The organism is Streptomyces roseirectus (genome assembly GCF_014489635.1).
In the GTDB taxonomy this organism is placed as follows: domain Bacteria; phylum Actinomycetota; class Actinomycetes; order Streptomycetales; family Streptomycetaceae; genus Streptomyces; species Streptomyces roseirectus.
The window spans coordinates 7,320,001-7,345,817 of sequence record NZ_CP060828.1 but is presented as its reverse complement, the minus strand read 5'-3'; the positions used below and the strand labels follow the sequence as shown (position 1 = coordinate 7,345,817).

Sequence of the window (25,817 nt, the reverse complement as noted above, 5' to 3'; positions counted from 1 at the left end):
CATCAATCTTCGGCCGATGCGCCACGGATTTCGTAGGCGTTAGCTCCGTGTTCCACCTCGGAATCACGGCCGGGCCGCTCCTCGGCCAGCATCCGCTCGGCCGCCGCCCGATGCACGCGCGCCGCCGCCGGGTCGCCCAGGTGCTCCAGCGTGTCCGCCAGCCGCAGCTGGAGGGCGGCCTGCAACCGCTCGTCCTCGGCCCGGCGCGCCCACTCCACCGCCTCCTGGCAGGTCCGCAGCGACTCCTCCGGACGCCCCGCGTACTCCTGCACCCGCGCCAGCTCGCTGAGCGCCCGCGCGTGCGCCCCCACGTCCCCGTTCTTGCGGTGCCCGGCGGCCGACGCCCGCCACGCCCGCTGCGCCTCCCCGTAGCGGCCCGCGTACGTCTGCGCGGTGGCGATCCGGCCGTACAGCCGGGCGGCGTCGGCGCGTTCGTCGCGCGCGAGACGCTGGGCGAGGGCGCGGCCGTACCAGTCGGCGGCCCGCTCGTAGTCCCCGAGTTCGAGGTGCGCGCCGCCGATCGACTCCATCGCGCGCCCGGTCGCATACGGGTCGTTCGCCTCCCGCCCGGCATCGAGGGCGGCCCGGTAGCGGGCCAGCGCCTCCTCGGTGCGGCCGGTGCGCGCGTCCACGTCCGCGAGGTTCAGCAGGGCGGCGGCGCGCTCGCGCGGGAGGTCGCGGCGCTCGGCGACGTCCAGGACGAGGTGGTGGACGCCGTACAGGTCGGGGGCGGCGGCCTGGGTGCCGAAGTGGGCGACCATCGCGCGCACGAACTGGGACATCAACCGCCGGGCCAGGGTGTCGAGTTCGCCGTCGGCGACCGCGAGGCGGGCCGAGGCGAGCAGGGCCGGGCGGCTGAGGCGCAGCCACTCGCGGGCGGCGCGCGGACCGGCGAAGCGCAGGGCGCGCGGCAGGCCCTGGAGGCGGGCGCGGGCCTGCGGGTTCTCGGGTTCGGTGACCGCCCGGCAGGACTGGAGGAGGCGGACCGTGCGCTCCAGCATGCGCGCGCGGGCCAGGTGCAGTTCGGCCGGGCGGTCGTGGGTCTCGGCGGCGGCCTTCAGCAGGGGGTACAGACAGCCGGGGACCTCGTAGCGCGGCAGCGGCGAGTCCACCGCGTGCAGCAGGCCGTGGGCGACAAGGTCGTCGAGGGTGGTGCGGGCGGCGCCGATCGAGCAGCCGGCCAGCGCGGAGGCGGTGTGCGGGTCGACGAGGCCGGCCGGGGCGAGGCTGAGCAGGCGCAGTATCCGCGCGGCCGGGGCGGGCAGGCCCGCGTGCACCAGCCGGAAGACCCGGCTGAGCGGGGTGCCCTCATCACCCTCCGCGTTCAGGTGCTTGGCGAGGTCGGCGACGGCCGCCTTCGGCCGGGCGGCGAGCCAGCCCCCGGCGAGGATCAGCGCGGCCGGCTGGCCGTGGCAGACCTCGACCAGGCCCTCCGCCGAGCGCGGGTCGACGGTCACCCGCACCGACCCCGTGGACCGCGTCAGCAGCTCCAGCGCCGACTTGGTGTCCAGCCCGCCCAGCGTGCACGGCCGCACGTCCGGGATCCCGGTCAGCGGCCCCCCGGACACGGCCACGACCAGGCACTCCGGGTTGTCCGGCAGCAGCGCGTCCACGTGTTCGGCGCCCGGCGCGTCGTCCAGCAGGAGGAGGGTGCGGCGTTCGGCGAGGGCGTCCCGCAGGAGCGCGGAGAGGTCGTCCTGGTCGGCTCCGGCGGGCGCCTCGACCTCCAGTTCGGCCAGCAGGTCGCGGGCGGCGCGCTCGACGGGGACGGGGGTGCCGTCCGACTCGGCGAGGCGGACGCGCAGGACGCCGTCGCGGTAGCGGGGGGCGACCTGGCGGACCAGTTCCGCGGCGAGCGCGGTGCGCCCGGAGCCGGGCCGGCCGGCGATGAGCAGCACGCGCGCGCGGGGGGCCTTCTTGCCGACCAGGGTGTCGAGGCCGACGCGCTCGATGTCGGCCAGCAGTTCCTTCAACTCCCTGGTCCGGCCCAGGAACTGGCCCTCCGTCGCAGGGTGGCCCGACAGCGTCACGCCGCCTGTCTCCACTGCCTGATCCGCCACGGGCCACGCTCCCGTCTCACACCACGCGCAACACCGGCGCGCGCTCTCGGCTCACTCACCGGGAGCCTAGTTCACGCTCTGCAACCTTCCTCGCGGAGCACGGCCATGACGACCCCTCAGGTCCCCTGATCGGATCAGCCGATGGTCACACCGCGAACGCGCGCCTCACCGTGTGCGACCGTGAAACCTCACGCCTCGAACGGCCGCGCGGGCCAGGCCGCCTCCGCCGGACGCAGCGCGTCGAGCCCGTCCCCCGCGCGCGCGGCGGCCAGCGACAGCACGCCCACCACGAGGCAGTTGTTGTGCAGCTCCCCCGCGAGGATCCCCCGCACCAGCTCGGCGACGGGCACGCGCGCGTACTCCATGTCCGCCTCCTCGTCCTCGACGTCGAACCGCCGCCCCTCGGCCTCCGAGAGCCCCCGGGCGAGGAAGACGCGGACGGCCTCGTCGCAGCCGCCGGGCGTGGTGTAGACGTCCGTCAGCACCTGCCACCGCTCGGCCTTGACGTGGGCTTCCTCGTACAGCTCGCGCTGCGCCGCGTGCAGCGGGTTCTCGCCGGGCACGTCGAGCAGGCCGGCCGGGATCTCCCACAGCTTCTCGCGCACCGGGTGGCGGTACTGCTTGATGAGCAGCACCCGGTCCTCGTCGTCCAACGCGAGGACGGCGACGGAACCGGGGTGGACCTGGTAGTCGCGGCGGACGACGGAGCCGTCCGGCATGACGACGTCGTCGGTGCGTACGGACGTCTTCTTGCCCACGAAGGGCGTGTCCGTCGCCCGGATCTCCCACTCCTGCGGGGTGTCCTTGATCGTCATTGCCCTTGCCTCTCCGACGTGCGCAAACGAAAACCGGGGCGCTCCCGTTGAGAGGGAGACACCCCGGCCACCGTACAACCGGTGTGCTACTTGGAACTCTTCCGCTCCACCGCGGCCTTCACGAGCCCGGCGAACAGCGGGTGCGGACGCGTCGGCCGCGAGCGCAGCTCGGGGTGGGCCTGGGTGGCGACCAGGTAGGGGTGGACCTCGCGCGGGTACTCGACGTACTCGACGAGCTTGCCGTCCGGAGAGGTGCCCGAGAACAGGATCCCGGCCTTCTTCTCCAGCTCCGCGCGGTAGGAGTTGTTGACCTCGTAGCGGTGGCGGTGCCGCTCCTCGACGTACTCCTTGCCGTCGTAGACCTCGCGGACGATGGAGCCCTCGGCGAGCTTCGCCGGGTACATGCCGAGCCGCATCGTGCCGCCCATGTCTCCCTCACCGGCGACGATGTCGAGCTGTTCGGCCATCGTCGAGATGACGGGGTGCGCGGTGGCGGCGTCGAACTCGGTGGAGTTGGCGTCCGGGATGTCCGCGAGGTTGCGGGCCGCCTCGATGACGATGCACTGCAGGCCCAGGCAGAGCCCGAGCAGCGGGACCTTGTGCTCGCGGGCGTACTTGATCGCGCCGACCTTGCCGAGGACGCCGCGGTCGCCGAAGCCGCCGGGGATGCAGATGCCGTCCACGTCCGCGAGCTGCGCGGCGGCGCCGGCCGGGGTCTTGCAGTCGTCCGAGGTGACCCACTTGATCTTCACGCGGGCCTTGTTCGCGAAGCCGCCCGCGCGCAGGGCCTCGGTGACCGAGAGGTAGGCGTCCGGGAGGTCGATGTACTTGCCGACCAGGGCGAGGGTGATCTCGTGGTCGGGGTTGTGGACGCGGTCGAGCAGGTCGTCCCACGTCGTCCAGTCCACGTCGCGGAACGGCAGGTCCAGCTTGCGGACGACGTACGCGTCCAGACCCTCGCCGTGGACGGTTTTGGGGATGTCGTAGATCGAACGGGCGTCCGGGCAGGCGACGACGGCGGACTCGTCGACGTCGCACATGAGGGAGATCTTGCGCTTGATCGCGGTCGGCACCTCGCGGTCGCAGCGCAGGACGATCGCGTCGGGCTGGATGCCGATGTTGCGCAGCGCGGCCACCGAGTGCTGGGTGGGCTTGGTCTTCAGCTCACCGGACGGGCCGATGTACGGAAGGAGCGAGATGTGGACCACGAACACGTTGTCCCGGCCGACCTCGTGACGGACCTGGCGGACCGTCTCCAGGAACGGCAGCGACTCGATGTCGCCGACCGTGCCGCCGACCTCGGTGATGACGACGTCGACCTCGTCGGTCGCCATCCGGCGGATGCGGTGCTTGATCTCGTTGGTGATGTGCGGGATGACCTGCACGGTGTCGCCCAGGTACTCGCCGCGCCGTTCCTTGGCGATCACGGTGTTGTAGACCTGGCCGGTGGTGACGTTCGCGCTGCCGTCGAGGTCGCGGTCGAGGAAGCGCTCGTAGTGGCCGATGTCCAGGTCGGTCTCGGCGCCGTCGTTGGTGACGAACACCTCACCGTGCTGGAAGGGGTTCATCGTGCCCGGGTCGACGTTCAGGTAGGGGTCGAGCTTCTGCATCACGACGCGCAGGCCACGGGCCTTCAGCAGCATGCCGAGGCTGGAGGCGGTCAGGCCCTTGCCGAGCGAGGAGGCGACACCCCCGGTGACGAAGATGTGCTTGGTCGTCGTAGATTTCGGCGTCATGGCCAAGAGGGGGCTCCCGTGGTCGCGGTCTGGGGGTCGCTGCGGTTCGGGGGTTTCGTGCCCTCCGGTCCACGGGCTACCAGCGTATCAGCGCCCCAGGGAGATGGCTTCCGGCCACGCTCCGCACACGCGCCGACACAAGTCTTTGACGAGGATTTCGCTTTCCTTGACGCCACTTTCACCCTGACTCACTCGTTTGGCGCAGTCGCGTTAACGCGAGCGGCACACAGATCATCTACGTGAGTCGTATCCTGCTCAGACACTCGCTGCCGAGCCCGCCCGCTGCATCTCGGGACACCCCCGCCTGCGCACCGGAACAACGAACGCTCGTCAGCTCGTTGAGCGAAAAATGGCGTTTTGCCTAGAGGGCGGGACGACTGCTTTGCTTCACAGCTCAACGACACGCATTTCACCGACCCCTTGACCGCAAGAAGCCTCCCTCGCGGGGAGGTGACGTGGCCGTTCGACTGGAGTTGCACGTGGCCGGGCGCATCGAAGACTACGCACTCATCGGAGACATGCAGACAGCGGCGCTGGTCTGCCGGGACGGCACAGTCGACTGGCTGTGCCTGCCCCGCTTCGACTCGCACGCCATCTTCGCGGGCCTGCTCGGCACCGAGGACCACGGCTTCTGGCGCCTGGGCCCCGCGCACCCCGCCGAGACCCCGCCCCCGCCCGCCACCCGGCGCACTTACCGGGGGGACTCCCTGATTCTGGAGTCCGAGTGGGAGACCCCGCGCGGCACGGTCAAGGTCACCGACTTCATGCCCCCGCGCGACGGCGCGCCCCAGCTGATCCGCATCGTCGAGGGCGTCTCCGGCCGGGTGCCGATGCGCTCGGCCCTGCGGATGCGCTTCAGCTACGGCCGCGTCGTCCCCTGGGTCCACAAGCACGAGGGCCGCACGGTCGCCGTCGCGGGCCCCGACTCCGTGTGGTTCGACACGACCGCGCAGACCTACGGCAAACAGCTCACCACCTACTCGGACTTCACCGTCGCACCCGGTGACCGCATCGCCTTCACCATCTCCTGGGAACCCTCGCACAAGCAGCCCCCCGCCCTCCCCGACCCGGAAGGCTCCCTGACGGCGACCGAGGAGTTCTGGCGCGAGTGGGTCGCCCAGTGCACCTACCACGGCCCCTACCGCGAGGCCGTGATCCGCTCCCTGATCACCCTCAAGGCCCTCACCTACGCCCCCACCGGCGGCATCGTCGCCGCCCCCACGACCTCCCTGCCCGAGGACATCGGCGGGGTCCGCAACTGGGACTACCGCTACACCTGGCTGCGGGACGCCGCCATCACCCTCTCCTCGCTCCTGCGCACCGGCTACCGCGACGAGGCCCGCGCCTGGCGCGAATGGCTCCTGCGGGCCGTCGCCGGGGACCCCGAGAACCTGCAGATCATGTACGGCATCGCCGGCGAGCGGGAACTCGGCGAGGCCGAACTCGACTGGCTGCCCGGCTACGAGAAGTCCGCGCCCGTCCGCGTCGGCAACGGCGCCGCCCACCAGCTCCAGCTCGACGTCTACGGCGAGGTCACCGAGGCCCTGCACCTCGGCCACATGACCGGCCTCGCCCGCAACGACTACGCCTCCCTGCTCCAGCTCAAGCTGATCCGCTACCTGGAGGACCACTGGAACGTCCCGGACGAGGGCATCTGGGAGGTCCGCGGCCCCCGCCGCCACTTCGTCCACTCCAAGGTCATGGCCTGGGTCGCCGTCGACCGCACCATCAAACTCATCGAGTCCGGCGACGCCGACGGCCCCCTGGAACGCTGGCGCGACCTGCGCGACGACATCCACCGCGACGTCTGCGAGAAGGGCTACGACAAGGAACGCAACACCTTCACCCAGTCGTACGGCTCCAAGGAACTCGACGCCTCCCTGCTCCTCATCCCCCAGATGGGCTTCCTCCCGCCCGACGACAAACGCGTCATCGGCACCATCGAGGCCATCCAGCGCGAACTCTCCACCCCCGACGGCTTCATCCTCCGCTACCCCACCTCCGGCGGCGACGAAGGCGTCGACGGCCTCCCCGGCGACGAAGGCGCCTTCCTCGCCTGCTCCTTCTGGATGGCCGACGACCTCGCCATGATCGGCCGCGTCGACGAGGCGAGGAAACTCTTCGAGAAACTGCTCGCCCTCCGCAACGACCTCGGCCTCCTCGCCGAGGAATGGGACCCCCGCCTCAAGCGCCAGGTCGGCAACTTCCCCCAGGCGTTCAGCCACGTCCCCCTCATCGACACGGCCCTGCGTCTGACGGCCTCCGGGGCGTACGGCGGCTGATCCCCCAGCCGGGTAGCGTCCCCCGTATGGACACCCCCGAAGACCACACCGGCATCACTGTGCGCCGCGCCCTGGAGCTGCCGGGGCTGCGGAGCGGGCTGCCGGAGGTGGTCGCGGGGGCGGAGGGGCTGGAGCGGGGGGTGCGGTGGGTGCACGCGGGCGAGGTGCCGCACATCGCCTCGCTGCTCAAAGGGGGCGAGCTGCTGCTGACCACCGGGTACGGGCTCGGGACGCGACCGGCGGAGCAGCGCGCGTTCGTGCGGACGCTGGCCGAGCGCGGCATCGCCGCCCTGGTCGTCGAACTCGGGCCCCGTTTCACCCGGTTGCCCGCCGCGCTGGTGGAGACGGCGCGGACGACGGGGCTGCCGCTGGTCCAACTCCACCGCGAGGTCGCGTTCGTGACGGTGACCGAGGAGATCCACACCGAGATCGTGAACGGGCACTACGCGCTGCTGCGGCGGGCGGAGGAGGTGCACCGCCGGTGCACGGACGCGCTGCTTGGCGGCGGCGGGATCCCCCAAGTGCTGGGCATCCTCGCGGACTTCGGCGGCAACCCGGTGTTCCTGGAGACGGCCGAGGGGCGTCTGCTGTACGCGGCCGGGGCCGGACCCGAGGGCGCGGATCCGCTCCAGGTGTGGGAGCGGCTGCGGGGGCCGGGGAAGGAGGCGCCCGCGGGGACGGTCGTGGTGGACGTGCCGGGCGGCGGCTACGGGAGCGGGCCGGTGCCGGGCGTCGGCGTGAGCGGGTTCGGTGAGACGGCGTCCGGGCGTGCCCCCGGTGCCGTCGGCACCTCGGTGTCCGGCTCCGGCTCCGGCTCCGGCGCATCCGGCGCCTCGATGTTCGGCCGCGGCCCCGGCGCCCCCGGCACCTCGGTGCGCGCAAGGCTCGTCCTGCTCCCCGTACGCGCGCCCCTCGCGCCGGTCCACCGCATCGCCGCCGAGCGGGCGGCCGGGATTCTGGCGGTCGTGCTGATGCAGGCCCGGCAGGAGGAGGAACTGGCCGCGCGCGGCCGGGGCGACTTCCTCACGGACCTCGCGGAGGGCCGTATCGCCCCGGAGGACGCCCCCACCCAGGCCAGGGTCCTCGGTTTCAAGCCCGGCGCCGGCCCCCTGCTCCCGCTCGTGATGCGCCTGGGCGACCCGGGGACGCCCCCGGCGAGGGCGGTCGCCGAGGAACTGGCGTCCCTGGGAGCCCCCGTCCTGCTCGGCGTGCGCCCGGTCGAGGGCCGGGTCCTGGTCCTCCTCGGCCTCCGCACGGAAACGGACCGCCCGGCGCTGGCCGACCGCGCGGCGGCGGCACTGCGCGCCGGCGTCGACCGGGCCGGCACCCATCGCCCCGGCTCCCCTCCCCCGGTCATCGTCGTGGGCGTGCCCGGCACCTGGGCGGCGGTCCCGGCGAGCCTGCGGCACGCGGCGGAGGCCGCCACCGCCGCCCAGGGGCTCCCGCCCCGACCCTGGTACGACGCGCGCCACTTGGACATCGACCTGCTGCTGTGGCGGCTGCGCGGCCACCCGGACCTCGCGGCGTTCGTCGACCGGGCGCTCGGCCCGCTCCGGGCCCACGACACCCGCGCCAAACCCCCGCTCCTGCCCACCCTGGAGACGTACTTGGCCCACGCGGGCCGCAAGGCGGAGACGGCGCGGGAACTGCACCTGAACCGCCAGACGCTCTACAACCGCCTCGCGAAGATCAGCGAGTTGCTGGGCACGGACCTCGAAGACCCGCAGACCGTACTGGCGTTGAGCCTGGCGCTACGGGCCAGACGGCACGTCGGCTGAGAACCGCCGCTATCCGATGGGCCGAAGCTGCGTCAACTCGTCGTAGACGCTCAGCACTTGCGCCACCGTCTCGTCCTCCGTGGGCCAACTCCCCGCCTGCCGCAGCCCCGACGCCCGCAGCTCCTCCCGCCGCCCGGCGTCCCCCAGCAGCCGTACGACGGCCGACCCCAACGCCTCCGCGTCCCCGGGAGCCACCAACTCGGCGGCGTCCCCGACGAGTTCGCGCACCCCGCTGGTCAGCGGGGCGATCAGCGGGACCCCCGCGCTCAGCGCCGCCTGCGCGAGAACGGACCGCGACTCGTCGGCCCCGGGCAGCAGCGCCAGCTCGGCCGCACCCAGCAGCTCGGGAACGTCGTCCCGTTGCCCGACGAGCAGCACGGGCAGCCCTTCCCGGTCGATCCGGCTCTGCAACTCGCCCCGCAGCGGCCCCTCTCCGGCGACGACGACCAGCGGAACGGGGTCGAGGAAGCGCCACCCGCGCGCAGCGTCGAGCAGCACCTCGTACCCCCGGTACCGGTCGAGCGACCCCACGGCGAGCAGCAACGGCCGTTCACCGACCCCGAGTTCGGCCCGCAGCTTGCCCTCGAGCAGCTCGGCGCCGGCCCGCTGCCCCGGCAGGGACACCGCGGCGAGCCGGGCGTCGCGGGCGCCCGTGCGCCGGGCCCGGTCGACGAGGTCGGAGGTCGTGCCCAGCACGACGGTCGCCGCCCTCACCACCCTGCGCTCCAGCAGGCGCAGCAGATGCGCGCGGGCCCCCTCGGCGCGGGCCCCGTTGTGCCAGGTGACGATCAGCGGAGTGCGCCGCCCGCTGAGCGCGAGCACCGCGCGGAACGAGGCGTGCAGGCCGTGCGCGTGGACGAGGTCGGCGTCGGCGCAGGCGGCCCGCAGCGCGGCGACGGACCCCGGGTCACTGCTGCGCGGCACCGGCACGTGGTCGGCGCCGGCGCCGGAGAAGTCGTAGGTGTGATCGGACTCGGAGGGGGCGCACACCGTGACCCGCACGCCCCGTGCGACGAGCCCGGCGGTCAGCGAGCGCACGTGCGCGCTGCTTCCGGCGTTGCCGCCGCCGAGTACCTGGACGGTGCGCAACGGCGCCTGGCCCTGGGACGAAGGGCTGCTGACGTGGCTCACGCGGCCGGGGCTCCTGGTTCGAGGTCGGGACGTCACGGGGAAACGTACAGAAGGAACACACGGGGACGACGACGTCGCGGCCCCCGTACCCGCCTCCCCGACCCGCGCGCTCCCTGCCAAGGATGCCAGCCCGTACGGCCGTTCCGAACCGCCCCACTGCCGGGAATCCCCTGACCTGAACCCTCTTGTCACCCACATGAGTGACGCCGTGCGGTTACGTGCGAACAAGCTCTCCACGGCTGAAGAACCTCGCACACCAGCCCGCCACACCACCCCCGAACGCCCCGCACATCACCCGTACGGCGCACAGCGCGCGGGGCGCGCCCCGTCAGGAACGCGCCCCGCGAAAGACCCGGCACGAGCCCGGCGGGTCCGGTCGGGTTCCGGCCGCCTACGCGTCCGCCCGCGCCGTCGCCAGCAACTCCTCCGCGTGCGCCCGCGCCGTCTGCGAGTCCTCCTGCCCGGCGAGCATCCGCGACAGCTCCCGGATCCGCTCCTCGCCCTCCAGGACCTTCACACCCGAGCGGGTGACGGACCCGTCGTTGGTCTTCTCCACCAGCAACTGCCGGTCGGCGAAGGCCGCGACCTGCGGGAGGTGGGTGACGACGACGACCTGCGCGGTCCTGGCGAGCTTGGCGAGCCGTCGGCCGATCTCGACGGCCGCCTTCCCGCCGACGCCCGCGTCGACCTCGTCGAACAGGTACGTCGGCACCGGGTCGGTCCCGGCGAACACGACCTCCACCGCGAGCATCACGCGCGACAGCTCACCGCCGGACGCGCCCTTGGCGATGGGCCTCGGCGGCGCGCCGGGGTGCGGGGCGAGCAGCAGCTCGACCTCGTCCACGCCGGATGGCCCGTAGGCGACCGGCCTGCCGCCGACCTCGACGCCGTCGGGGTCCTCGGTCTGCCGGATCGCGAAGGACACGCGCGCGTGGGGCATCGCGAGGGACGCCAGTTCGGCGGTGACGGCGGCGGCGAACCGTTCGGCGGCCTCGGTCCGGGCGTCGGTCAACGCCTGGGCGAGGGCGCCGAGTTCGACGCGCAGGGCGTCGCGTTCGGCGGTGAGTTCGCCGATCCGCTCGTCGTCCGAGTCCAGTTCGGTGAGGCGGGCGGCGCTCGTCTCGGCCCACTCCAGGACGGCGTTCACGTCGGTGCCGTACTTGCGGGTGAGCGCGGTGAGCGCGGCCCGGCGCTCCTCGACGGCCGCGAGCCTGCGCGGGTCGGCGTCGAGGTCGTCGGCGTACCCGGCCAGCTCGCCGGCGACGTCGCCGAGGAGGATGCCCAGCTCACCGAGGCGGTCGGCGAGGGAGGCCAGCGCCGGGTCGTGCGAGCGGACGGCCTCCAGGGCGCGCTGGGCGCCCGCGACGAGGGTCGCCGCGTCGATGCCCTCAGGGTCCTCGGGGTTGCCCGCGAGAGCGGCGTGCGCGAGCGTCGCGGCGGACGACAGCGCCTCGGCGTGCCCCAGCCGCTCGGCCTCCTCCGCCAGCTCGACGTCCTCCCCGGCGCGGGGTTCGACGGCCGCGATCTCGTCGAGGCCGAACCGCAGCAGGTCGGCCTCCTGCGCCCGTTCACGCGCGCGCGTGGTGATCTCGTCCAGCTCGGCGGCGACGGCCCGCAGCCGCCGGTACGCCTCCCCGTACTTCGCGAGCGACCCCGTCACGGCGTCCCCGGCGTACCGGTCGAGCGCCTGCCGCTGCCGGGTGAGCTTCAGCAGCCCCTGCTGGTCGGTCTGCCCGTGGACGGCGACCAGTTCGTCCGCCAGCTCCGCGAGCACCCCGACAGGCACGCTCCGCCCGCCGACGTGCGCCCGCGAGCGCCCCTCCGCCGAAACGGTACGGCTGATGAGCAGCGCCCCGTCGTCGAGTTCGGCCCCGGCCTCCTCCGCCCGCAGAGCGACCGCCGCCCCCTCGGGCACCGAGATCCGCCCCTCCACGACCGCCCGCTCGGCCCCGATCCGCACCAACGCCGGATCCGCCCTGCCCCCGAGCAACAGCCCCAGGCTGGTGACCACCATGGTCTTGCCCGCACCCGTCTCACCGGTCACGGCGGTGAACCCGGGCGACAACTCGACGACCGCGTCGTCGATGACTCCGAGGGACCGTATCCGCATCTCTTCCAGCACGCAGAAGACCATACGAGGTACGACACGAAGAGCGCGAGGCACCCTTGTCACTCGGGCGAGTGGAGGTTTGGCAGACGAGGGGGAGGCGTCCGGGACGAGCCGAAAGATACCCAGGGCCGAGCGAAAGGCATCTCGAACCGAACGGAAGCCGACAGGACCGGACGGAAGGCGACCCAGGACCGGACGGGAGACGGCGGGGACCGGACGGAAGGCGACCCGGGACCGAACGGGAGACGGCGGGGACCGGACGGAAGGCGACCCGGGACCGAACGGGAGACGGCGGGGACCGGACGGAAGGCGACCCGGGACCGGGCGCGAGACGACAAGGACCGGACGGAAGGCGACCCGGGACCGGGCGCGAGACGACAAGGACCGGACGGGAGGCGGCCGGGACGGGAAGTACCCGGGGCCGAACGGGAGACGGCGGGGATCAGGCGGGAGGCGACCCGGGGCCGGGCGCGAGACGGCGGGAGCCGAACGGGAGGTGACCGGGGCCGCACGAAAATCTCCGGGCGGGCCCGAGTCTTTCAGGGGCGCGGGGAACTGCGCGACCAGCCACAGATCACCCGCACCCGCCGACGAACACTCCCCACCCCCCACAGTGGGCCTAGTGCGGCGCCCCCCGCCACCCGGACACCGGCAACGCGAACTTCGCCACGAGCCGGTCGGTGAACGACGCATGATGCAGCCGGGCCAGCCGAACCGGCACAGCCCCCCGCCGCACCTCGACCCGCGCCCCCGGCGGCAACTCGACGGTCCGCCGCCCGTCACACCACAGCACCCCCGGCGGAACATGCGGCAGAATCTCCACGGCCAGCACGGAATCCGGCGAGGTCACCAGTGGCTTCGCGAACAACGCGTGCGCGCTGATCGGCACCATCAGCAACGCCTCCACCTCGGGCCACACCACAGGCCCCCCGGCGGAGAACGCGTACGCGGTCGACCCGGTGGGCGTGGACAGACAGATCCCGTCACACCCGAACCCGGTGACAGGCCGCCCGTCGATCTCGAGAACGACCTCGAGCAGCTTCTCGGCGCCCGCCTTCTGCACCGCCGCCTCGTTCAGCGCCCAGTCCGTATGGACGATGTCCCCGTTGCTGTGGACCACCACATCGACGGTCATCCGCTCCTCGACCTCGTACGCCCGGGTCACCACCCGGTCCACGACCTTGTCGAGATCGTCCCGCTCGGCCTCCGCGAGGAACCCCACGCTCCCGAGGTTGACCCCGAGCATCGGCACCCCGGAGGCCCGCGCGAACTCGGCCCCCCGCAGCAGCGTCCCGTCCCCACCGAGGACGATCAGCAGCTCGCACCCCTCCAGGCACTGCGGCGTGGCCTCGGAGATCAGCTCGACCTCCGCCGGCAGCGGCAGGTCCCGCGCCTCGTACTCCAGGACCCGCACCCCGATCCCCGACCGCAGCAGCCCCTTCACGACGAGCTCGGCGCTACGGATGGCCGCGGGCCGCCCCGTGTGCGCGAGCAGGAAAACAGTCCGACCAGAGTTCTGTGTCACCGCGGCCCCTCCGCCACTGCACGATCGACGTCGGCCGGATCCAGAGCGGGCGCCCCGGCACGCAGCCACAGAAAGTATTCGACATTCCCGGAGGGTCCGGGCAGCGGACTGGCAGTGACCCCGTTCACTCCGAGCCCCAGCTCGGCCGCCTTCGCGGCCACCCCCCGCACCGCTTCGGCCCGCAACTCGGGGCTGCGCACGACGCCCCCGCTGCCGAGCCGTTCCTTCCCCACCTCGAACTGCGGCTTGACCATCATCACCAGGTCGGCGTCCGGTTTCACGCACCGCGCCAGCGCGGGCAGCACGAGCCCGAGCGGGATGAAGGACAAGTCCCCCACGACTAGATCCACAGGCTCCCCATCGATCGCTTCAAGCGTCAACTCGCGTACGTTCGTACGGTCCTTGACGGTGACGCGTTCATCACTTTGGAGAGACCAGGCGAGTTGTCCGTATCCGACGTCGACGGCGACGACGTGCGCGGCCCCGGCCCGCAGCAGCACGTCGGTGAACCCCCCGGTGGAGGCCCCCGCGTCGAGCGCGCGACGCCCCTCGACGACGAGCCCGAGGGGGACGAACGCCGCGAGCGCCCCCGCGAGCTTGTGCCCGCCCCGGGACACGTACTCGGGATCACCGTCGTCGGCCTGGACGACGATCGCCGCGGCCGTCTCCACCTGCGTGGCCGGCTTCGTCGCGACCGTCTTCCCGACGGTCACCCGCCCCGCCGCGATCAACTGACTGGCGTGCTCCCGCGACCGCGCCAGCTTGCGCCGCACCAGCTCCGCGTCCAGCCGACGACGCGCGACTCCTGCCACCTTGGTTCCCACTCCTAATGCCGTGCCGACGATGAGGGCCCCGAAGGCCCCGGGCGGGCGTCGAGCGCGGTGAGCGCGTCGCGCAGCCCCCGGTGCACATCCTCGTACACCTCGATGTGCCCGTCGGTCGCGAGGTGGTCGGTGTCGGCGAGACGGCCGAGGAGGGCGTCGACCTCGGCGTTCCCGGTGGGGGTGCGGGGCACCCGGCCGTCGGCGGCGTCGTTCATGCCCCGACGCTACCCCGGCGCCCCGGTGTACCGTCGCTCCGATGGCCACGATCGATGAGTGCCGCACGGCACTGGAGAAGCTCGCCCAGAACATGCGGGGCGCCGACGGCGACGTACGCGCCGCCACCGCGATCGAACGCACGGTGACGTGCCGGATCACCGACCTGGACGTCACCTTCAGCGGGCGGATGACGGGCGGCGCGATCGAGGTGGACGACGTCCGGCCGGGCCCGCCCGCCGAGAAGGCGCAGATCCGGCTGACGATGACCGGGGACGACCTCGTCGCCCTGGTGGCCGGCGAGCTGAACTTCGCCAAGGCGTGGGGCTCCGGGCGGGTGAAGCTGGAGGCCGGCTTCCGTGACCTGCTGAGCCTCAGGAAGCTGCTGTAGCGGCCTTCGTCCGGGCCTGGCGCGCGGCCGGCACCACCAGCGGCGTGCCCGTCTCCGGGTCGTCGATGACCTGGCAGCGCAGCCCGAACACCTCCTCGACCAGCTCCGCCGTCACGATGTCGTTCGGCGCGCCCTCGGCGATGACCTTCCCGGCCTTGAGCGCGATCAGGTGGGTCGCGTAGCGGGCGGCGTGGTTGAGGTCGTGCAGGACGGCGACGAGGGTGCGGCCCTGCTCCTCGTGGAGCTGCGCGCACAGGTCGAGGACGTCGATCTGGTGCTGGATGTCGAGGTACGTCGTCGGCTCGTCGAGCAGCAGCAGCGGCGTCTGCTGGGCGAGCGCCATCGCGATCCACACGCGCTGCCGCTGCCCGCCGGACAGCTCGTCGACGTACCGGTCGGCGAGTTCCGCGACCCCGGTCCGCTCCATGGACTCCTGGACGACGCGTTCGTCCTCGGTGGACCACTGGCGCAGGATGCCCTGGTGGGGGTAGCGGCCCCGGCCGACGAGATCGCCGACGGTGATGCCGTCGGGCGCCACGGACGTCTGCGGGAGCAGGCCGAGGGTGCGGGCCACCTTCTTCGCGGGCATCGACTGGATGACCTGCCCGTCGAGCAGCACCCGGCCCCGCTGCGGCTTCAGCATCCGGGAGAGGGCGCGCAGGAGCGTCGACTTGCCGCAGGCGTTGGGGCCGACGATGACGGTGAAGGAGTGGTCGGGTATCTCCACCGAGAGCTGTTCGGCGATGACCCGCTGGTCGTAGGCGAGGGTGACGTTCTCGGCGGAGAGGCGGTTCACGGTGCTCCTCGGGTTGTTCTGGGGATCTACTGGGACGGCGGTGCGGTCGTACGATCCGCTCATATCCGCCCCGCCTTCCGCTCGGTGATCAGCAGCCACAGCAGGTACCCCCCGCCGAGCACCCCGGTCACCACGCCGACCGGCAGCTGTCCGTCCCCGAACAGCCGCTGCGAGGCCCAGTCGGCGGTCACCAGCAGCGCCGCGCCCATGCACAGCGCGGGCACGAGGTTGGGTCCCGGCGAGCGGGTCAGGCGCCGGGCGAGCTGCGGCGCGGTGAGCGCGACGAAGCTGACGGGACCCGCGGCGGCGGTCGCGGCGGCGGTGAGCAGCACGGCGCACACCATCAGCAGCAGCCGCACCCGCTCCACCCGCACGCCGAGCGCGTGGGACACGTCGTCGCCCATCTCCATCATCCGCAGCCCGCGCGCGTTGGCCAGCACGAGCGGCACCAGCGCGCACACCAGCGCGAGCAGCGGCCACACCTGCTTCCAGTCCCGCCCGTCGAGCGTCCCGGTCATCCAGACGACGGCCCGCGCGGCGTCCACGATGTCGGCCTTGGTGATGAGGTAGCCGTTGACCGCGGTCGCGACGGCCGAGACGCCGATGCCGACGAGGACGAGCCGGTAGCCGTGCACGCCCCGCTTCCAGGCGAGGAGGTAGATCAGCGCGCCGGTGACGAGCCCGCCGACGAGCGCGCCGAGGGTGACCTGGGTGGTGGACCCGGAGAACAGCACGATCATGACGAGCGCCCCGGCCGTCGCGCCCTGGCTGAGCCCGAGGACGTCCGGGCTGCCCAGCGGGTTGCGCGACACGGCCTGGAACAGCGCGCCGCCGAGCCCGAGCGAGGCCCCCACGAGCAGCCCGACCAGGACCCGCGGCAGCCGCAGGTCGTTGACGATCAGCTCCTGCCCGGGGTTGCCCTCCCCGAACAGCACCTTGAGGACGTCGGCCGCGGGCATCGGGAAGTCGCCGGTGCCGATCAGGACGACGCTCGCGGTGAGCGCGGCCAGCAGCAGGACGACGGTGACGGTCAGGGCGCGCACGTCCAGGCGCAGGGAGAGCCCGCCGGTGCGCAGGGCACGGGGCTTGGTCTTCACGGTCGTCCTCACAGCTGGGCCGTCCTGCGTCGCCGTACGAGATGGATGAACACCGGCCCGCCGACGATCGCGGTGATGATCCCGACCTGCACCTCGGACGGCCGGGCGACGACCCGGCCGAGGACGTCGGAGCCGAGCAGCAGCACGGGCGACAGAAGCGCCGCGTACGGCATGATCCAGCGCAGGTCGGGGCCGGTGAACGAGCGCACGACGTGCGGGACCATCAGGCCGACGAACGCGATCGGCCCGCACGCGGCGGTGGCCGCCCCGCACAGCACGGTCGCCGCCAGCATCGACAGCGCGCGCGTGCGGTTCAGGTTCGCGCCGAGCGCCTTGGCGGTGTCGTCGCCCATGGCCACGGCGTTCAGGGGGCGGGCCAGCGCGAAGGCGAGGAGCGTGCCGGCGGCGAGGAACGGCAGGACCTGCAGAATCGTCTCGTCCGAGGCGCTGGAGAGCGAGCCGACGGTCCAGAACCGCATCCGGGCCAGCGCCGCGTCGTCCATGATCATGACGGCCTGGAGGTAGCCGTACAGGGCCGCCGTGATCGCCGTCCCCGCGAGCGCGAGCCTGACCGGGGTCGCTCCCCTGCTGCCGCCGAGGAACCACACGAGCGCGCCGACCGCCGCCGCGCCGAGGAACGCGAACCACACGTACCCGTTGAGGCTGGTGACCCCGAAGAACGTGATGGCCGTGACCACGGCCGCCGAGGCGCCCGCGTTGATGCCGAGCAGCCCCGGGTCGGCCAGCGGATTGCGGGTCAGCGCCTGGAGGACGGCCCCCGCGAGCCCCAGCGCGACCCCGGCCAGCAGGCCGAGCGCGGTCCGCGAGACCCGCTCGCCGACGACGACGTCCGCGTAGTTCCCGGAGTCCTGGAACAGGCCGTGCCACACCTGCTCCAGCGACAGCTCCTTCGCCCCGATCGCGATGCTCGCGACGGCGACCGCCGCGAGGAGCACCGCCGAGACCACGAGCCCGAGGGACCGCGCCGCCCCTCGCCTGCCCGGGGGTGGGGAAACCGCCTGTTCTGGAACACTCTCGACCAACACGGAGGTTAGGTTAGCCTACCCTGCTATGCGCTCCGCGTTGGTGACGGTGGGGCGGGGGCGGTGACGCCCCTTCAGAGGCCCAGGCGCGCCAGCGCCTTCCCCGCGTCCAGGGCGCAGGTTCCGTCGCCCGCTGCCGTCCACGCCGCCGCGCACAGTGCGCGCAGGCCGTCCAGTTCGTCGCCCTCGCCGGTGAGTTCGAGTACGTCGGCCGCTGTCGCCGTCCAGCCTCCGCAGCGGAAGCCGGCGCCGTCGGGGATGATCTCCGGCTGGCCGGTGAGCAGGCCGCGCAGGTCGCGGTCCACGTAGGTCGGGCGGTGGTGCGGGGGCGCGGCGAGGAGTTGCGCGCCGTCGGTCACGCCGGTCAGCACCAGCAGCGAGTCCACCTCGCCGTTGAACGCCCCCTCTATGTCCGTGTCCAGCCGGTCCCCCACGACCAACGGCCGCTCGGCGCCCGTGCGCAGGATCGTCTCCCGGTGCATCGGCGGCAACGGCTTCCCGGCGACCTGCGGCTCCGCGCCGGTCGCGATCCGCACGACCTGGACGGCCGCGCCGTTGCCCGGGGCGATACCGCGCCCGCTGGGGATCGTCAGGTCGGTGTTCGACGCGAACCAGGGCAGCCCGCGCGCGATCGCGTACGACGCCTCCGCGAACCGGCCCCATGGCAGCTCGGGCCCGCCGTACCCCTGGACGACGGCCACCGGGTCGTCGTCCGCCGACTCGACCGGCACGAGCCCGCGCTCGCGCAGCGCGACCCGCAGCCCCTCGCCGCCGATGACCAGCACACGCGCGCCCGCGGGCACCTGGTCGCTGATCAGCCGGGCGACGGCCTGCGCGGAGGTGATCACGTCCTCCGGGGCCGTGTCGATGCCCAGCTCGGTCAGGTGGTCCGCCACCGTGTCCGGCGTGCGGAGCGCGTTGTTCGTCACGTACGCGAGGCGCATCCCGCCCGCGCGGGCCGTGTGCAGCGACTCCACGGCGTACGCGATCGCGTTCCCGCCCGCGTACACCACCCCGTCGAGATCGAGCAGCGCGGTGTCGTACGCCTCGCTCAGGGCCCGCTCACTGCCGTCCGGACTCCTCCGCACGCCCTGCCCCATTCCGCATCGCTCCTCGTTCGCTCGCCTTTCCACCGATCATCCCCCATGCCACTGACAGCCGTACGATGCCCTGATGAACACAGCAGGTCACTCGCAGGCAACGGCGCCCCGAGGTCTGGAACTCACCCCGTTCCGAGGACTTCGCTACGACCCCGACCGGGTCGGCGGGCTCGCCGCGGTCACCTCACCCCCGTACGACGTCGTGGTCCGCCCGGACGGCCTGCACGAACTCCACGACGCCGACCCGCACAACATCGTCCGCCTGATCCTCCCCCAGGCCACCACCCCCGCGGGCCGCAACGAACAGGCCGCGACGACCCTGCGCGCGTGGCTCGCCGAGGGCATCCTCACCCCGGACCCCGAACCGGCCCTGTACGTCTACGAGCAACGCCACCCCGACGGCATGCTCCAGCGCGGCCTGATCGGCACCCTGCGCGTCTCGGAGCCCTCCGAGGGCGTCGTCCTGCCCCACGAGGACGTCATGCCCCACGTCGTCGCCGACCGCGCCGCCCTCATGCGCGCGACCCACGCCAACCTCGAACCGCTCCTGCTCACCTACCGGGGCGACGGCGGCCCGACGGCCGACCTCGTCGAGCGCACAGCGGCCCGCCCGCCCCTGCTGGCGACCACCACGGACGACGGCTACCACCACCGCCTGTGGCCGATCGCCGACCCCGCGCAGATCGCCGGCGTACAGGCCGACCTCGCCCGCCACCAGGCCCTCATCGCCGACGGCCACCACCGCTGGGCGACCTACCGCATGCTCCGCGCGGAGCACCCCTCTCCCGGCCCCTGGGACCACGGCCTCGTCCTCCTCGTCGACACCGCCCGCTACCCCCTGCGCGTGCGCGCCATCCACCGCCACCTGCCCGGCCTGCCCCTTACCGAGGCCCTGGCCGCCCTGGAGGGCCGCTTCCGGGTCCAGCGCCTGGAGAGGCCGCTCCCGAAGGCCCTGGAGGCACTGGCGGACGCCACGTGTGCCGGGAACGCCTTCCTCCTCGCGGGCGACGGCGCCTTCCACCTCGTCGACCGCCCCGACCCCGGCCTCCTGGCCCGCACGGTCCCCGCCGAACACCCCCACGCCTGGCGCACCCTCGACGCGACCGTCCTGCACGCCACCCTCCTCGCCGCCGTCTGGAACATCCCCGAGGACGACCCCGCGCGCGTGTCCTACATCCACGACACGGAGGCGACCGTCCGCAAGGCCGAGCGGGACGGCGGAACGGCCGTGCTGCTGCACCCCGTGCGCGAGGAGGTCGTCCGGGAACTGGCCCGGCAGGGCGTGACGATGCCGCGCAAGTCGACGTCGTTCGGGCCGAAGCCGGCTACGGGGCTGGTGCTGCGCGCGCTGGACGTATGACAGACGTATGACAAATGGGCCCCCTCTTAAAGAGGAGGCCCATCGGCGCGAAGGGAGGCCCGTCGCCGGTCAGATCATCCGACCGTCACGCGTTGTCGCCGGAGTCCTTGGGGGCTGCGGCTTCAGGGGCGACGGCTTCGGGAGCGGCGGCTTCAGGGGTGGCGTCCTTGACGACCGGCTCGGCGTCGTCGGCCTCCTCGTCCCCGTCCTCGTCAGCCTCTTCGTCCTCGACGACCTCTTCGGACGTCGGGACCTCGGTCTCCTCGGTCTCCTCGGGCGTCTCGGCGTCGTCGTCCAGGGCGTCCGTGAACTCCACGCCGTCCAGCTCGGCGAGGCGGTCGGAGGCGTCCGTGCTGCCGTCGCGGTCCGCCTCGACGGCCTTCGCGAACCACTCCCGGGCCTCGCTGCCGCGGTCGGCCGCGAGGAGGGCGTCCGCGTACGCGTAGCGCAGGCGCGCGGTCCAGGGCTGTACGGAGCTGGACGCGAGCTCGGGGCTCTGCAGGGTCACGATGGCCGCGTCGAGCTGGCCCATGTCACGCCGGGCGCCCGCCGCGACAAGCCGCATCTCGACCTGTCCGGCCTTGTCCAGCTTGTTGACCTCCGGGGCACCGGCCATGTCGAGCGCCTTCTCCGGCCGCCCGAGCCCACGCTCGCAGTCGGCCATCAGCGGCCACAGCTCCGTGTTCCCGGTCATCCGCCGGGCCGCCCGGAACTCGGCCAGCGCCTCGCTGTACTTCTGGTTCGCGTACGCCGCGAACCCGGCCGCCTCGCGCACGGCGGCGACCCTCGACGCCAGCCGCAGGGCCACCCGCGAGTAGCCGTACGCCTTCTCCGGCTCCTCGTCGATCAGCCGCGCCACCATCACGAGGTTCCGCGCGACGTCCTCCGCGAGCCCCTTCGGCAGGCTCAGCAGCTCCTGGCGCACGTCCTTGTCGATCTCGTCGCCCGTGACGTCGTCCGGGATCGGCAGACGCTTGATCGGCTCACGGTCGCGGTCACGGTGGTCCCGGTCCCGGTCGTCCCGTCCACCCCGGTAGCCGCCACCGCCACGGCGGTCGTCCCTGCGGTCGTCACGGCCACGGAAGCCACCACCGGGGCGTCCGCCACGGTCGTCGCGACGGGGGCCGCCGTAGCTGCCTCGGCCGCTGTCTCGGCGGTCGTCACGCCGGTCGTTGTCACGGCGGAAACCACCGCGGTCGTCGCGCTGGAACTGGGGGCGGGGACCACGGTCGCGGTCGTCACGACGATCATCGCGACGGAAACCGCCACGGTCGTCGCGACGATCGTCACGGCGGTCGTCACGCCTGTCGTCCCGGCGGAAGGGCGGACGGTCGTTGTCCCGACGGAAGCCGCCACCGGGGCGCCCACCACGGTCGTCACGCCGGTCGTACGAGGGACGGTCGTTGTCGCGGCGGAAGCCACCACGGTCGCCATCGCGCCGATCATCGCGCCGGTCGTTGTCACGGCGGTCATCACGGCGGAAAGCGGGACGGTCGTCACGGCGGTCGCCGTCACGGCGGAAGCCGGGGCGGTCGTCGCGACGGCCATAGCCACCACGGTCGCGGTCGTTGTCCCGGTTGAAGGACGGACGGTCGTTGTCGCGGCGGAAGCCACCACGGTCACCGTCACGCCGGTCGTCGCGCCGGTCGTTGTCACGGCGATCGTTGTCCCGACGGAAGCCGCCACCGGGGCGCCCGCCACGGTCGTCACGCCGGTCGTCGCGCTGGAACGCGGGGCGGGGGCCACGGTCCCGGTCGTCTCGCCGGCCGAAGCCGCCTCGGTCATCACGGCGGTCGTCACGACGATCATCGCGGCGGAAGCCGCCACGGTCGTCACGGCGGAAGCCACCTCGGTCACGGCCCTGGTCGCGGCGGTCGTCGCGGCGGAAACCGCCACGGTCGCCGCGCTCACCACGGTCGTTGCGGTCCCCACTGTCCCGTCGCCGCTGGTCGCGCTCCGGTCGGTCGTCGGGAGAGTTGGTGGACATGGGTGACTCCTGTCTTCGGTACCACAAACATCGTAAATACAAAAGGACCCCTGGGCCCAGCTGAACGCTGGGACCAGGGGTCCTCCAAAGATTGTTCGGCGGCGTCCTACTCTCCCACAGGGTCCCCCCTGCAGTACCATCGGCGCTGTGAGGCTTAGCTTCCGGGTTCGGAATGTAACCGGGCGTTTCCCTCACGCTATGACCACCGAAACCCTAATGGTTTCGAGCGAACAAGCACACTCTTTAATTGTGTGGTTCTGCTCTGAAGCCGACAACGGTTCGTTGTCTCAGAACTAACACAGTGGACGCGAGCAACTGAGGACAAGCCCTCGGCCTATTAGTACCAGTCACCTCCACCCCTTACAGGGCTTCCAGATCTGGCCTATCAACCCAGTCGTCTACTGGGAGCCTTACCCTCTCAAGGAGGTGGGAACACTCATCTCGAAGCAGGCTTCCCGCTTAGATGCTTTCAGCGGTTATCCCTCCCGAACGTAGCCAACCAGCCATGCCCTTGGCAGAACAACTGGCACACCAGAGGTTCGTCCGTCCCGGTCCTCTCGTACTAGGGACAGCCCTTCTCAATATTCCTACGCGCACAGCGGATAGGGACCGAACTGTCTCACGACGTTCTAAACCCAGCTCGCGTACCGCTTTAATGGGCGAACAGCCCAACCCTTGGGACCGACTCCAGCCCCAGGATGCGACGAGCCGACATCGAGGTGCCAAACCATCCCGTCGATATGGACTCTTGGGGAAGATCAGCCTGTTATCCCCGGGGTACCTTTTATCCGTTGAGCGACGGCGCTTCCACAAGCCACCGCCGGATCACTAGTCCCGACTTTCGTCCCTGCTCGACCCGTCGGTCTCACAGTCAAGCTCCCTTGTGCACTTACACTCAACACCTGATTACCAACCAGGCTGAGGGAACCTTTGGGCGCCTCCGTTACCCTTTAGGAGGCAACCGCCCCAGTTAAACTACCCATCAGACACTGTCCCTGATCCGGATCACGGACCCAGGTTAGACATCCAGCACGACCAGACTGGTATTTCAACGACGACTCCACAAGTACTGGCGTACCTGCTTCACAGTCTCCCAGCTATCCTACACAAGCCGAACCGAACACCAATATCAAACTGTAGTAAAGGTCCCGGGGTCTTTCCGTCCTGCTGCGCGAAACGAGCATCTTTACTCGTAGTGCAATTTCACCGGGCCTATGGTTGAGACAGTCGAGAAGTCGTTACGCCATTCGTGCAGGTCGGAACTTACCCGACAAGGAATTTCGCTACCTTAGGATGGTTATAGTTACCACCGCCGTTTACTGGCGCTTAAGTTCTCAGCTTCGCCAAGACGAATCTTGACTAACCGGTCCCCTTAACGTTCCAGCACCGGGCAGGCGTCAGTCCGTATACATCGCCTTACGGCTTCGCACGGACCTGTGTTTTTAGTAAACAGTCGCTTCTCGCTGGTCTCTGCGGCCACCCCCAGCTCACCGAGTAAATCGGATCACCAGGAATGGCCCCCCTTCTCCCGAAGTTACGGGGGCATTTTGCCGAGTTCCTTAACCATAGTTCACCCGAACGCCTCGGTATTCTCTACCTGACCACCTGAGTCGGTTTAGGGTACGGGCCGCCATGAAACTCGCTAGAGGCTTTTCTCGACAGCATAGGATCATCCACTTCACCACAATCGGCTCGGCATCAGGTCTCAGACTACGTGCAGGGCGGATTTGCCTACCCTGCGTCCTACACCCTTACCCCGGGACAACCACCGCCCGGGCTGGACTACCTTCCTGCGTCACCCCATCACTCACCTACTGCAAGTCTGGTCCGTCGGCTCCACCACTCCCCTTTGCCCGAAGGCTCCGGGGCGGCTTCACGGACTTAGCATCGCCTGGTTCGATGTTTGACGCTTCACAGCGGGTACCGGAATATCAACCGGTTATCCATCGACTACGCCTGTCGGCCTCGCCTTAGGTCCCGACTTACCCTGGGCAGATCAGCTTGACCCAGGAACCCTTAGTCAATCGGCGCAAACGTTTCTCACGTTTGTATCGCTACTCATGCCTGCATTCTCACTCGTGAACCGTCCACCACTGCCTTCCGGCGCGGCTTCACCCGGCACACGACGCTCCCCTACCCATCACAGCAGGCGTTGGCCCTCATGCTGCAATGACACGACTTCGGCGGTACGCTTGAGCCCCGCTACATTGTCGGCGCGGAATCACTAGACCAGTGAGCTATTACGCACTCTTTCAAGGGTGGCTGCTTCTAAGCCAACCTCCTGGTTGTCTCTGCGACTCCACATCCTTTCCCACTTAGCGTACGCTTAGGGGCCTTAGTCGATGCTCTGGGCTGTTTCCCTCTCGACCATGGAGCTTATCCCCCACAGTCTCACTGCCGCGCTCTCACTTACCGGCATTCGGAGTTTGGCTAAGGTCAGTAACCCGGTAGGGCCCATCGCCTATCCAGTGCTCTACCTCCGGCAAGAAACACACGACGCTGCACCTAAATGCATTTCGGGGAGAACCAGCTATCACGGAGTTTGATTGGCCTTTCACCCCTAACCACAGGTCATCCCCCAGGTTTTCAACCCTGGTGGGTTCGGTCCTCCACGAAGTCTTACCTCCGCTTCAACCTGCCCATGGCTAGATCACTCCGCTTCGGGTCTTGAGCGTGCTACTAGAAACGCCCTATTCGGACTCGCTTTCGCTACGGCTACCCCACCCGGGTTAACCTCGCAACACACCGCAAACTCGCAGGCTCATTCTTCAAAAGGCACGCAGTCACGAGACAAGGACAAGTCCTCGTCCGACGCTCCCACGGCTTGTAGGCACACGGTTTCAGGTACTATTTCACTCCCCTCCCGGGGTACTTTTCACCATTCCCTCACGGTACTATCCGCTATCGGTCACCAGGGAATATTTAGGCTTAGCGGGTGGTCCCGCCAGATTCACACGGGATTTCTCGGGCCCCGTGCTACTTGGGTGTCTCTCAAACGAGCCGCTGACGTTTCGACTACGGGGGTCTTACCCTCTACGCCGGACCTTTCGCATGTCCTTCGCCTACATCAACGGTTTCTGACTCGTCTCACAGCCGGCAGACTGTGAAAGAGAGATCCCACAACCCCCACGACGCAACCCCTGCCGGGTCTCACACGTCGTAGGTTTGGCCTCATCCGGTTTCGCTCGCCACTACTCCCGGAATCACGGTTGTTTTCTCTTCCTGAGGGTACTGAGATGTTTCACTTCCCCTCGTTCCCTCCACATGCCCTATGTGTTCAGGCATGGGTGACAGCCCATGACGACTGCCGGGTTTCCCCATTCGGAAACCCCCGGATCAAAGCCTGGTTGACGACTCCCCGGGGACTATCGCGGCCTCCCACGTCCTTCATCGGTTCCTGGTGCCAAGGCATCCACCGTGCGCCCTTAAAAACTTGGCCACAGATGCTCGCGTCCACTGTGCAGTTCTCAAACAACGACCAACCACCCATCACCCCGGACCAGAGCCCGAGTGCACTGGGGTCGGCATCACGAGGGAGTTCATTCCCTCAGACACCCAACAGCGTGCCC

Annotated in this window: 17 protein-coding genes, 2 rRNA genes and 1 pseudogene; 5 read left to right on the top strand and 15 right to left on the bottom strand. The window is 70.8% G+C overall.

Translation table 11 applies throughout. From position 1 onward, the window contains the following. Positions 1 to 2: 2 nt before the first annotated feature. The 3 genes from IAG44_RS31560 to pyrG form a co-directional block, all read right to left on the bottom strand. Positions 3 to 2,060, bottom strand: a complete 2,058-nt coding sequence (locus IAG44_RS31560) for a tetratricopeptide repeat protein (RefSeq protein WP_187750480.1) — start codon at positions 2,058 to 2,060, stop codon at positions 3 to 5. A gap of 188 nt (positions 2,061 to 2,248) precedes the next feature. Next, positions 2,249 to 2,875 (bottom strand): NUDIX domain-containing protein, encoded by a 627-nt coding sequence (locus tag IAG44_RS31555; protein WP_187750479.1) that lies wholly within the window; start codon positions 2,873 to 2,875, stop codon positions 2,249 to 2,251. Positions 2,876 to 2,961: 86 nt separating this feature from the next. Beyond that, positions 2,962 to 4,611 (bottom strand): CTP synthase, encoded by a 1,650-nt coding sequence (pyrG, locus tag IAG44_RS31550; RefSeq protein ID WP_187750478.1) that lies wholly within the window; start codon positions 4,609 to 4,611, stop codon positions 2,962 to 2,964. A 479-nt stretch (positions 4,612 to 5,090) separates the two neighbouring features. On the opposite strand from pyrG, the gene IAG44_RS31545 reads away from it, so the two are divergent. Both IAG44_RS31545 and IAG44_RS31540 read left to right on the top strand, forming a co-directional pair. After that, the gene (locus IAG44_RS31545) at positions 5,091 to 6,893 is read left to right on the top strand and encodes a glycoside hydrolase family 15 protein (protein WP_246564638.1); all 1,803 of its coding nucleotides are present in this window, start codon (positions 5,091 to 5,093) and stop codon (positions 6,891 to 6,893) included. Positions 6,894 to 6,919: 26 nt separating this feature from the next. Next, positions 6,920 to 8,671 (top strand): PucR family transcriptional regulator, encoded by a 1,752-nt coding sequence (locus IAG44_RS31540; protein WP_187750477.1) that lies wholly within the window; start codon positions 6,920 to 6,922, stop codon positions 8,669 to 8,671. Between the two features lie 9 nt (positions 8,672 to 8,680). Here IAG44_RS31540 and IAG44_RS31535 read toward each other — a convergent pair whose 3' ends face one another. The 5 genes and pseudogenes from IAG44_RS31535 to IAG44_RS31515 form a co-directional block, all read right to left on the bottom strand. Next, complete coding sequence (locus IAG44_RS31535; protein WP_187750476.1) at positions 8,681 to 9,802, bottom strand: glycosyltransferase family 4 protein; 1,122 nt, start codon at positions 9,800 to 9,802, stop codon at positions 8,681 to 8,683. Between the two features lie 391 nt (positions 9,803 to 10,193). Continuing rightward, positions 10,194 to 11,936 carry a DNA repair protein RecN gene (recN, locus tag IAG44_RS31530; RefSeq protein WP_187750475.1) on the bottom strand — a complete coding sequence of 581 codons (1,743 nt, stop codon included), beginning with the start codon at positions 11,934 to 11,936 and terminating at the stop codon, positions 10,194 to 10,196. 595 nt (positions 11,937 to 12,531) lie between these two features. Further along, the gene (locus tag IAG44_RS31525; protein WP_187750474.1) at positions 12,532 to 13,437 is read right to left on the bottom strand and encodes an NAD kinase; all 906 of its coding nucleotides are present in this window, start codon (positions 13,435 to 13,437) and stop codon (positions 12,532 to 12,534) included. After that, positions 13,434 to 14,249, bottom strand: coding sequence for a TlyA family RNA methyltransferase (locus IAG44_RS31520; protein WP_187750473.1), 816 nt, complete (start codon positions 14,247 to 14,249; stop codon positions 13,434 to 13,436). Before IAG44_RS31520 ends, IAG44_RS31525 begins: the two co-directional genes overlap by 4 nt. 14 nt (positions 14,250 to 14,263) lie before the next feature. Continuing rightward, a pseudogene (locus tag IAG44_RS31515) lies at positions 14,264 to 14,452 on the bottom strand (hypothetical protein); the annotation flags it as partial. 65 nt (positions 14,453 to 14,517) lie between these two features. Between IAG44_RS31515 and IAG44_RS31510 the strand changes: the two are divergent. Then, the gene (locus IAG44_RS31510; RefSeq protein WP_187750471.1) at positions 14,518 to 14,865 is read left to right on the top strand and encodes an SCP2 sterol-binding domain-containing protein; all 348 of its coding nucleotides are present in this window, start codon (positions 14,518 to 14,520) and stop codon (positions 14,863 to 14,865) included. On the opposite strand, the gene IAG44_RS31505 is transcribed toward IAG44_RS31510, so the two are convergent. From IAG44_RS31505 to IAG44_RS31490, 4 genes are all read right to left on the bottom strand, one after another. Continuing rightward, on the bottom strand, positions 14,849 to 15,724 hold the full coding sequence (locus IAG44_RS31505; RefSeq protein WP_187750470.1) for an ABC transporter ATP-binding protein: 876 nt from the start codon (positions 15,722 to 15,724) through the stop codon (positions 14,849 to 14,851). The genes IAG44_RS31510 and IAG44_RS31505 overlap by 17 nt on opposite strands. After that, positions 15,721 to 16,758 (bottom strand): FecCD family ABC transporter permease, encoded by a 1,038-nt coding sequence (locus IAG44_RS31500; protein WP_187750469.1) that lies wholly within the window; start codon positions 16,756 to 16,758, stop codon positions 15,721 to 15,723. The genes IAG44_RS31505 and IAG44_RS31500 overlap by 4 nt, the downstream gene beginning before the upstream one ends. A gap of 8 nt (positions 16,759 to 16,766) precedes the next feature. Next, complete coding sequence (locus tag IAG44_RS31495) at positions 16,767 to 17,804, bottom strand: FecCD family ABC transporter permease (protein WP_187750468.1); 1,038 nt, start codon at positions 17,802 to 17,804, stop codon at positions 16,767 to 16,769. Between the two features lie 71 nt (positions 17,805 to 17,875). Next, entirely contained in the window at positions 17,876 to 18,901 is a 1,026-nt protein-coding gene (locus tag IAG44_RS31490; RefSeq protein ID WP_187750467.1) for an HAD hydrolase-like protein, read from the bottom strand. Positions 18,902 to 18,974: 73 nt separating this feature from the next. Here IAG44_RS31490 and IAG44_RS31485 point away from each other — a divergent pair, with 73 nt between their 5' ends. Further along, positions 18,975 to 20,261 carry a DUF1015 domain-containing protein gene (locus IAG44_RS31485; RefSeq protein WP_187750466.1) on the top strand — a complete coding sequence of 429 codons (1,287 nt, stop codon included), beginning with the start codon at positions 18,975 to 18,977 and terminating at the stop codon, positions 20,259 to 20,261. An 85-nt stretch (positions 20,262 to 20,346) separates the two neighbouring features. On the opposite strand, the gene IAG44_RS31480 is transcribed toward IAG44_RS31485, so the two are convergent. Further along, positions 20,347 to 21,186, bottom strand: a complete 840-nt coding sequence (locus IAG44_RS31480; protein WP_187750465.1) for a tetratricopeptide repeat protein — start codon at positions 21,184 to 21,186, stop codon at positions 20,347 to 20,349. A gap of 75 nt (positions 21,187 to 21,261) precedes the next feature. On the opposite strand from IAG44_RS31480, the gene IAG44_RS31475 reads away from it, so the two are divergent. Next, a complete protein-coding gene (locus IAG44_RS31475; protein WP_187750464.1) occupies positions 21,262 to 22,254 on the top strand; it encodes a hypothetical protein in 993 nt (330 codons plus the stop codon). 87 nt (positions 22,255 to 22,341) lie between these two features. Here the strand turns inward: IAG44_RS31475 and rrf are convergent. Further along, a 5S ribosomal RNA gene (gene rrf / locus IAG44_RS31470) occupies positions 22,342 to 22,458 on the bottom strand. A 107-nt stretch (positions 22,459 to 22,565) separates the two neighbouring features. After that, positions 22,566 to 25,687: ribosomal RNA gene (locus IAG44_RS31465) — 23S ribosomal RNA — on the bottom strand. Positions 25,688 to 25,817 lie beyond the last annotated feature (130 nt).

What these genes read in the sequence shown, in the direction of transcription:
- IAG44_RS31485 (WP_187750466.1), top strand. Translation starts at nt 18,975, where the DNA reads ATGAACACAGCAGGTCACTCGCAGGCAACGGCGCCCCGAGGTCTGGAA.
- IAG44_RS31490 (WP_187750467.1), bottom strand. Translation starts at nt 18,901, where the DNA reads ATGGGGCAGGGCGTGCGGAGGAGTCCGGACGGCAGTGAGCGGGCCCTG.
- IAG44_RS31505 (WP_187750470.1), bottom strand. Translation starts at nt 15,724, where the DNA reads ATGAGCGGATCGTACGACCGCACCGCCGTCCCAGTAGATCCCCAGAAC.
- pyrG (WP_187750478.1), bottom strand. Translation starts at nt 4,611, where the DNA reads ATGACGCCGAAATCTACGACGACCAAGCACATCTTCGTCACCGGGGGT.
- recN (WP_187750475.1), bottom strand. Translation starts at nt 11,936, where the DNA reads ATGGTCTTCTGCGTGCTGGAAGAGATGCGGATACGGTCCCTCGGAGTC.
- IAG44_RS31555 (WP_187750479.1), bottom strand. Translation starts at nt 2,875, where the DNA reads ATGACGATCAAGGACACCCCGCAGGAGTGGGAGATCCGGGCGACGGAC.
- IAG44_RS31510 (WP_187750471.1), top strand. Translation starts at nt 14,518, where the DNA reads ATGGCCACGATCGATGAGTGCCGCACGGCACTGGAGAAGCTCGCCCAG.
- IAG44_RS31540 (WP_187750477.1), top strand. Translation starts at nt 6,920, where the DNA reads ATGGACACCCCCGAAGACCACACCGGCATCACTGTGCGCCGCGCCCTG.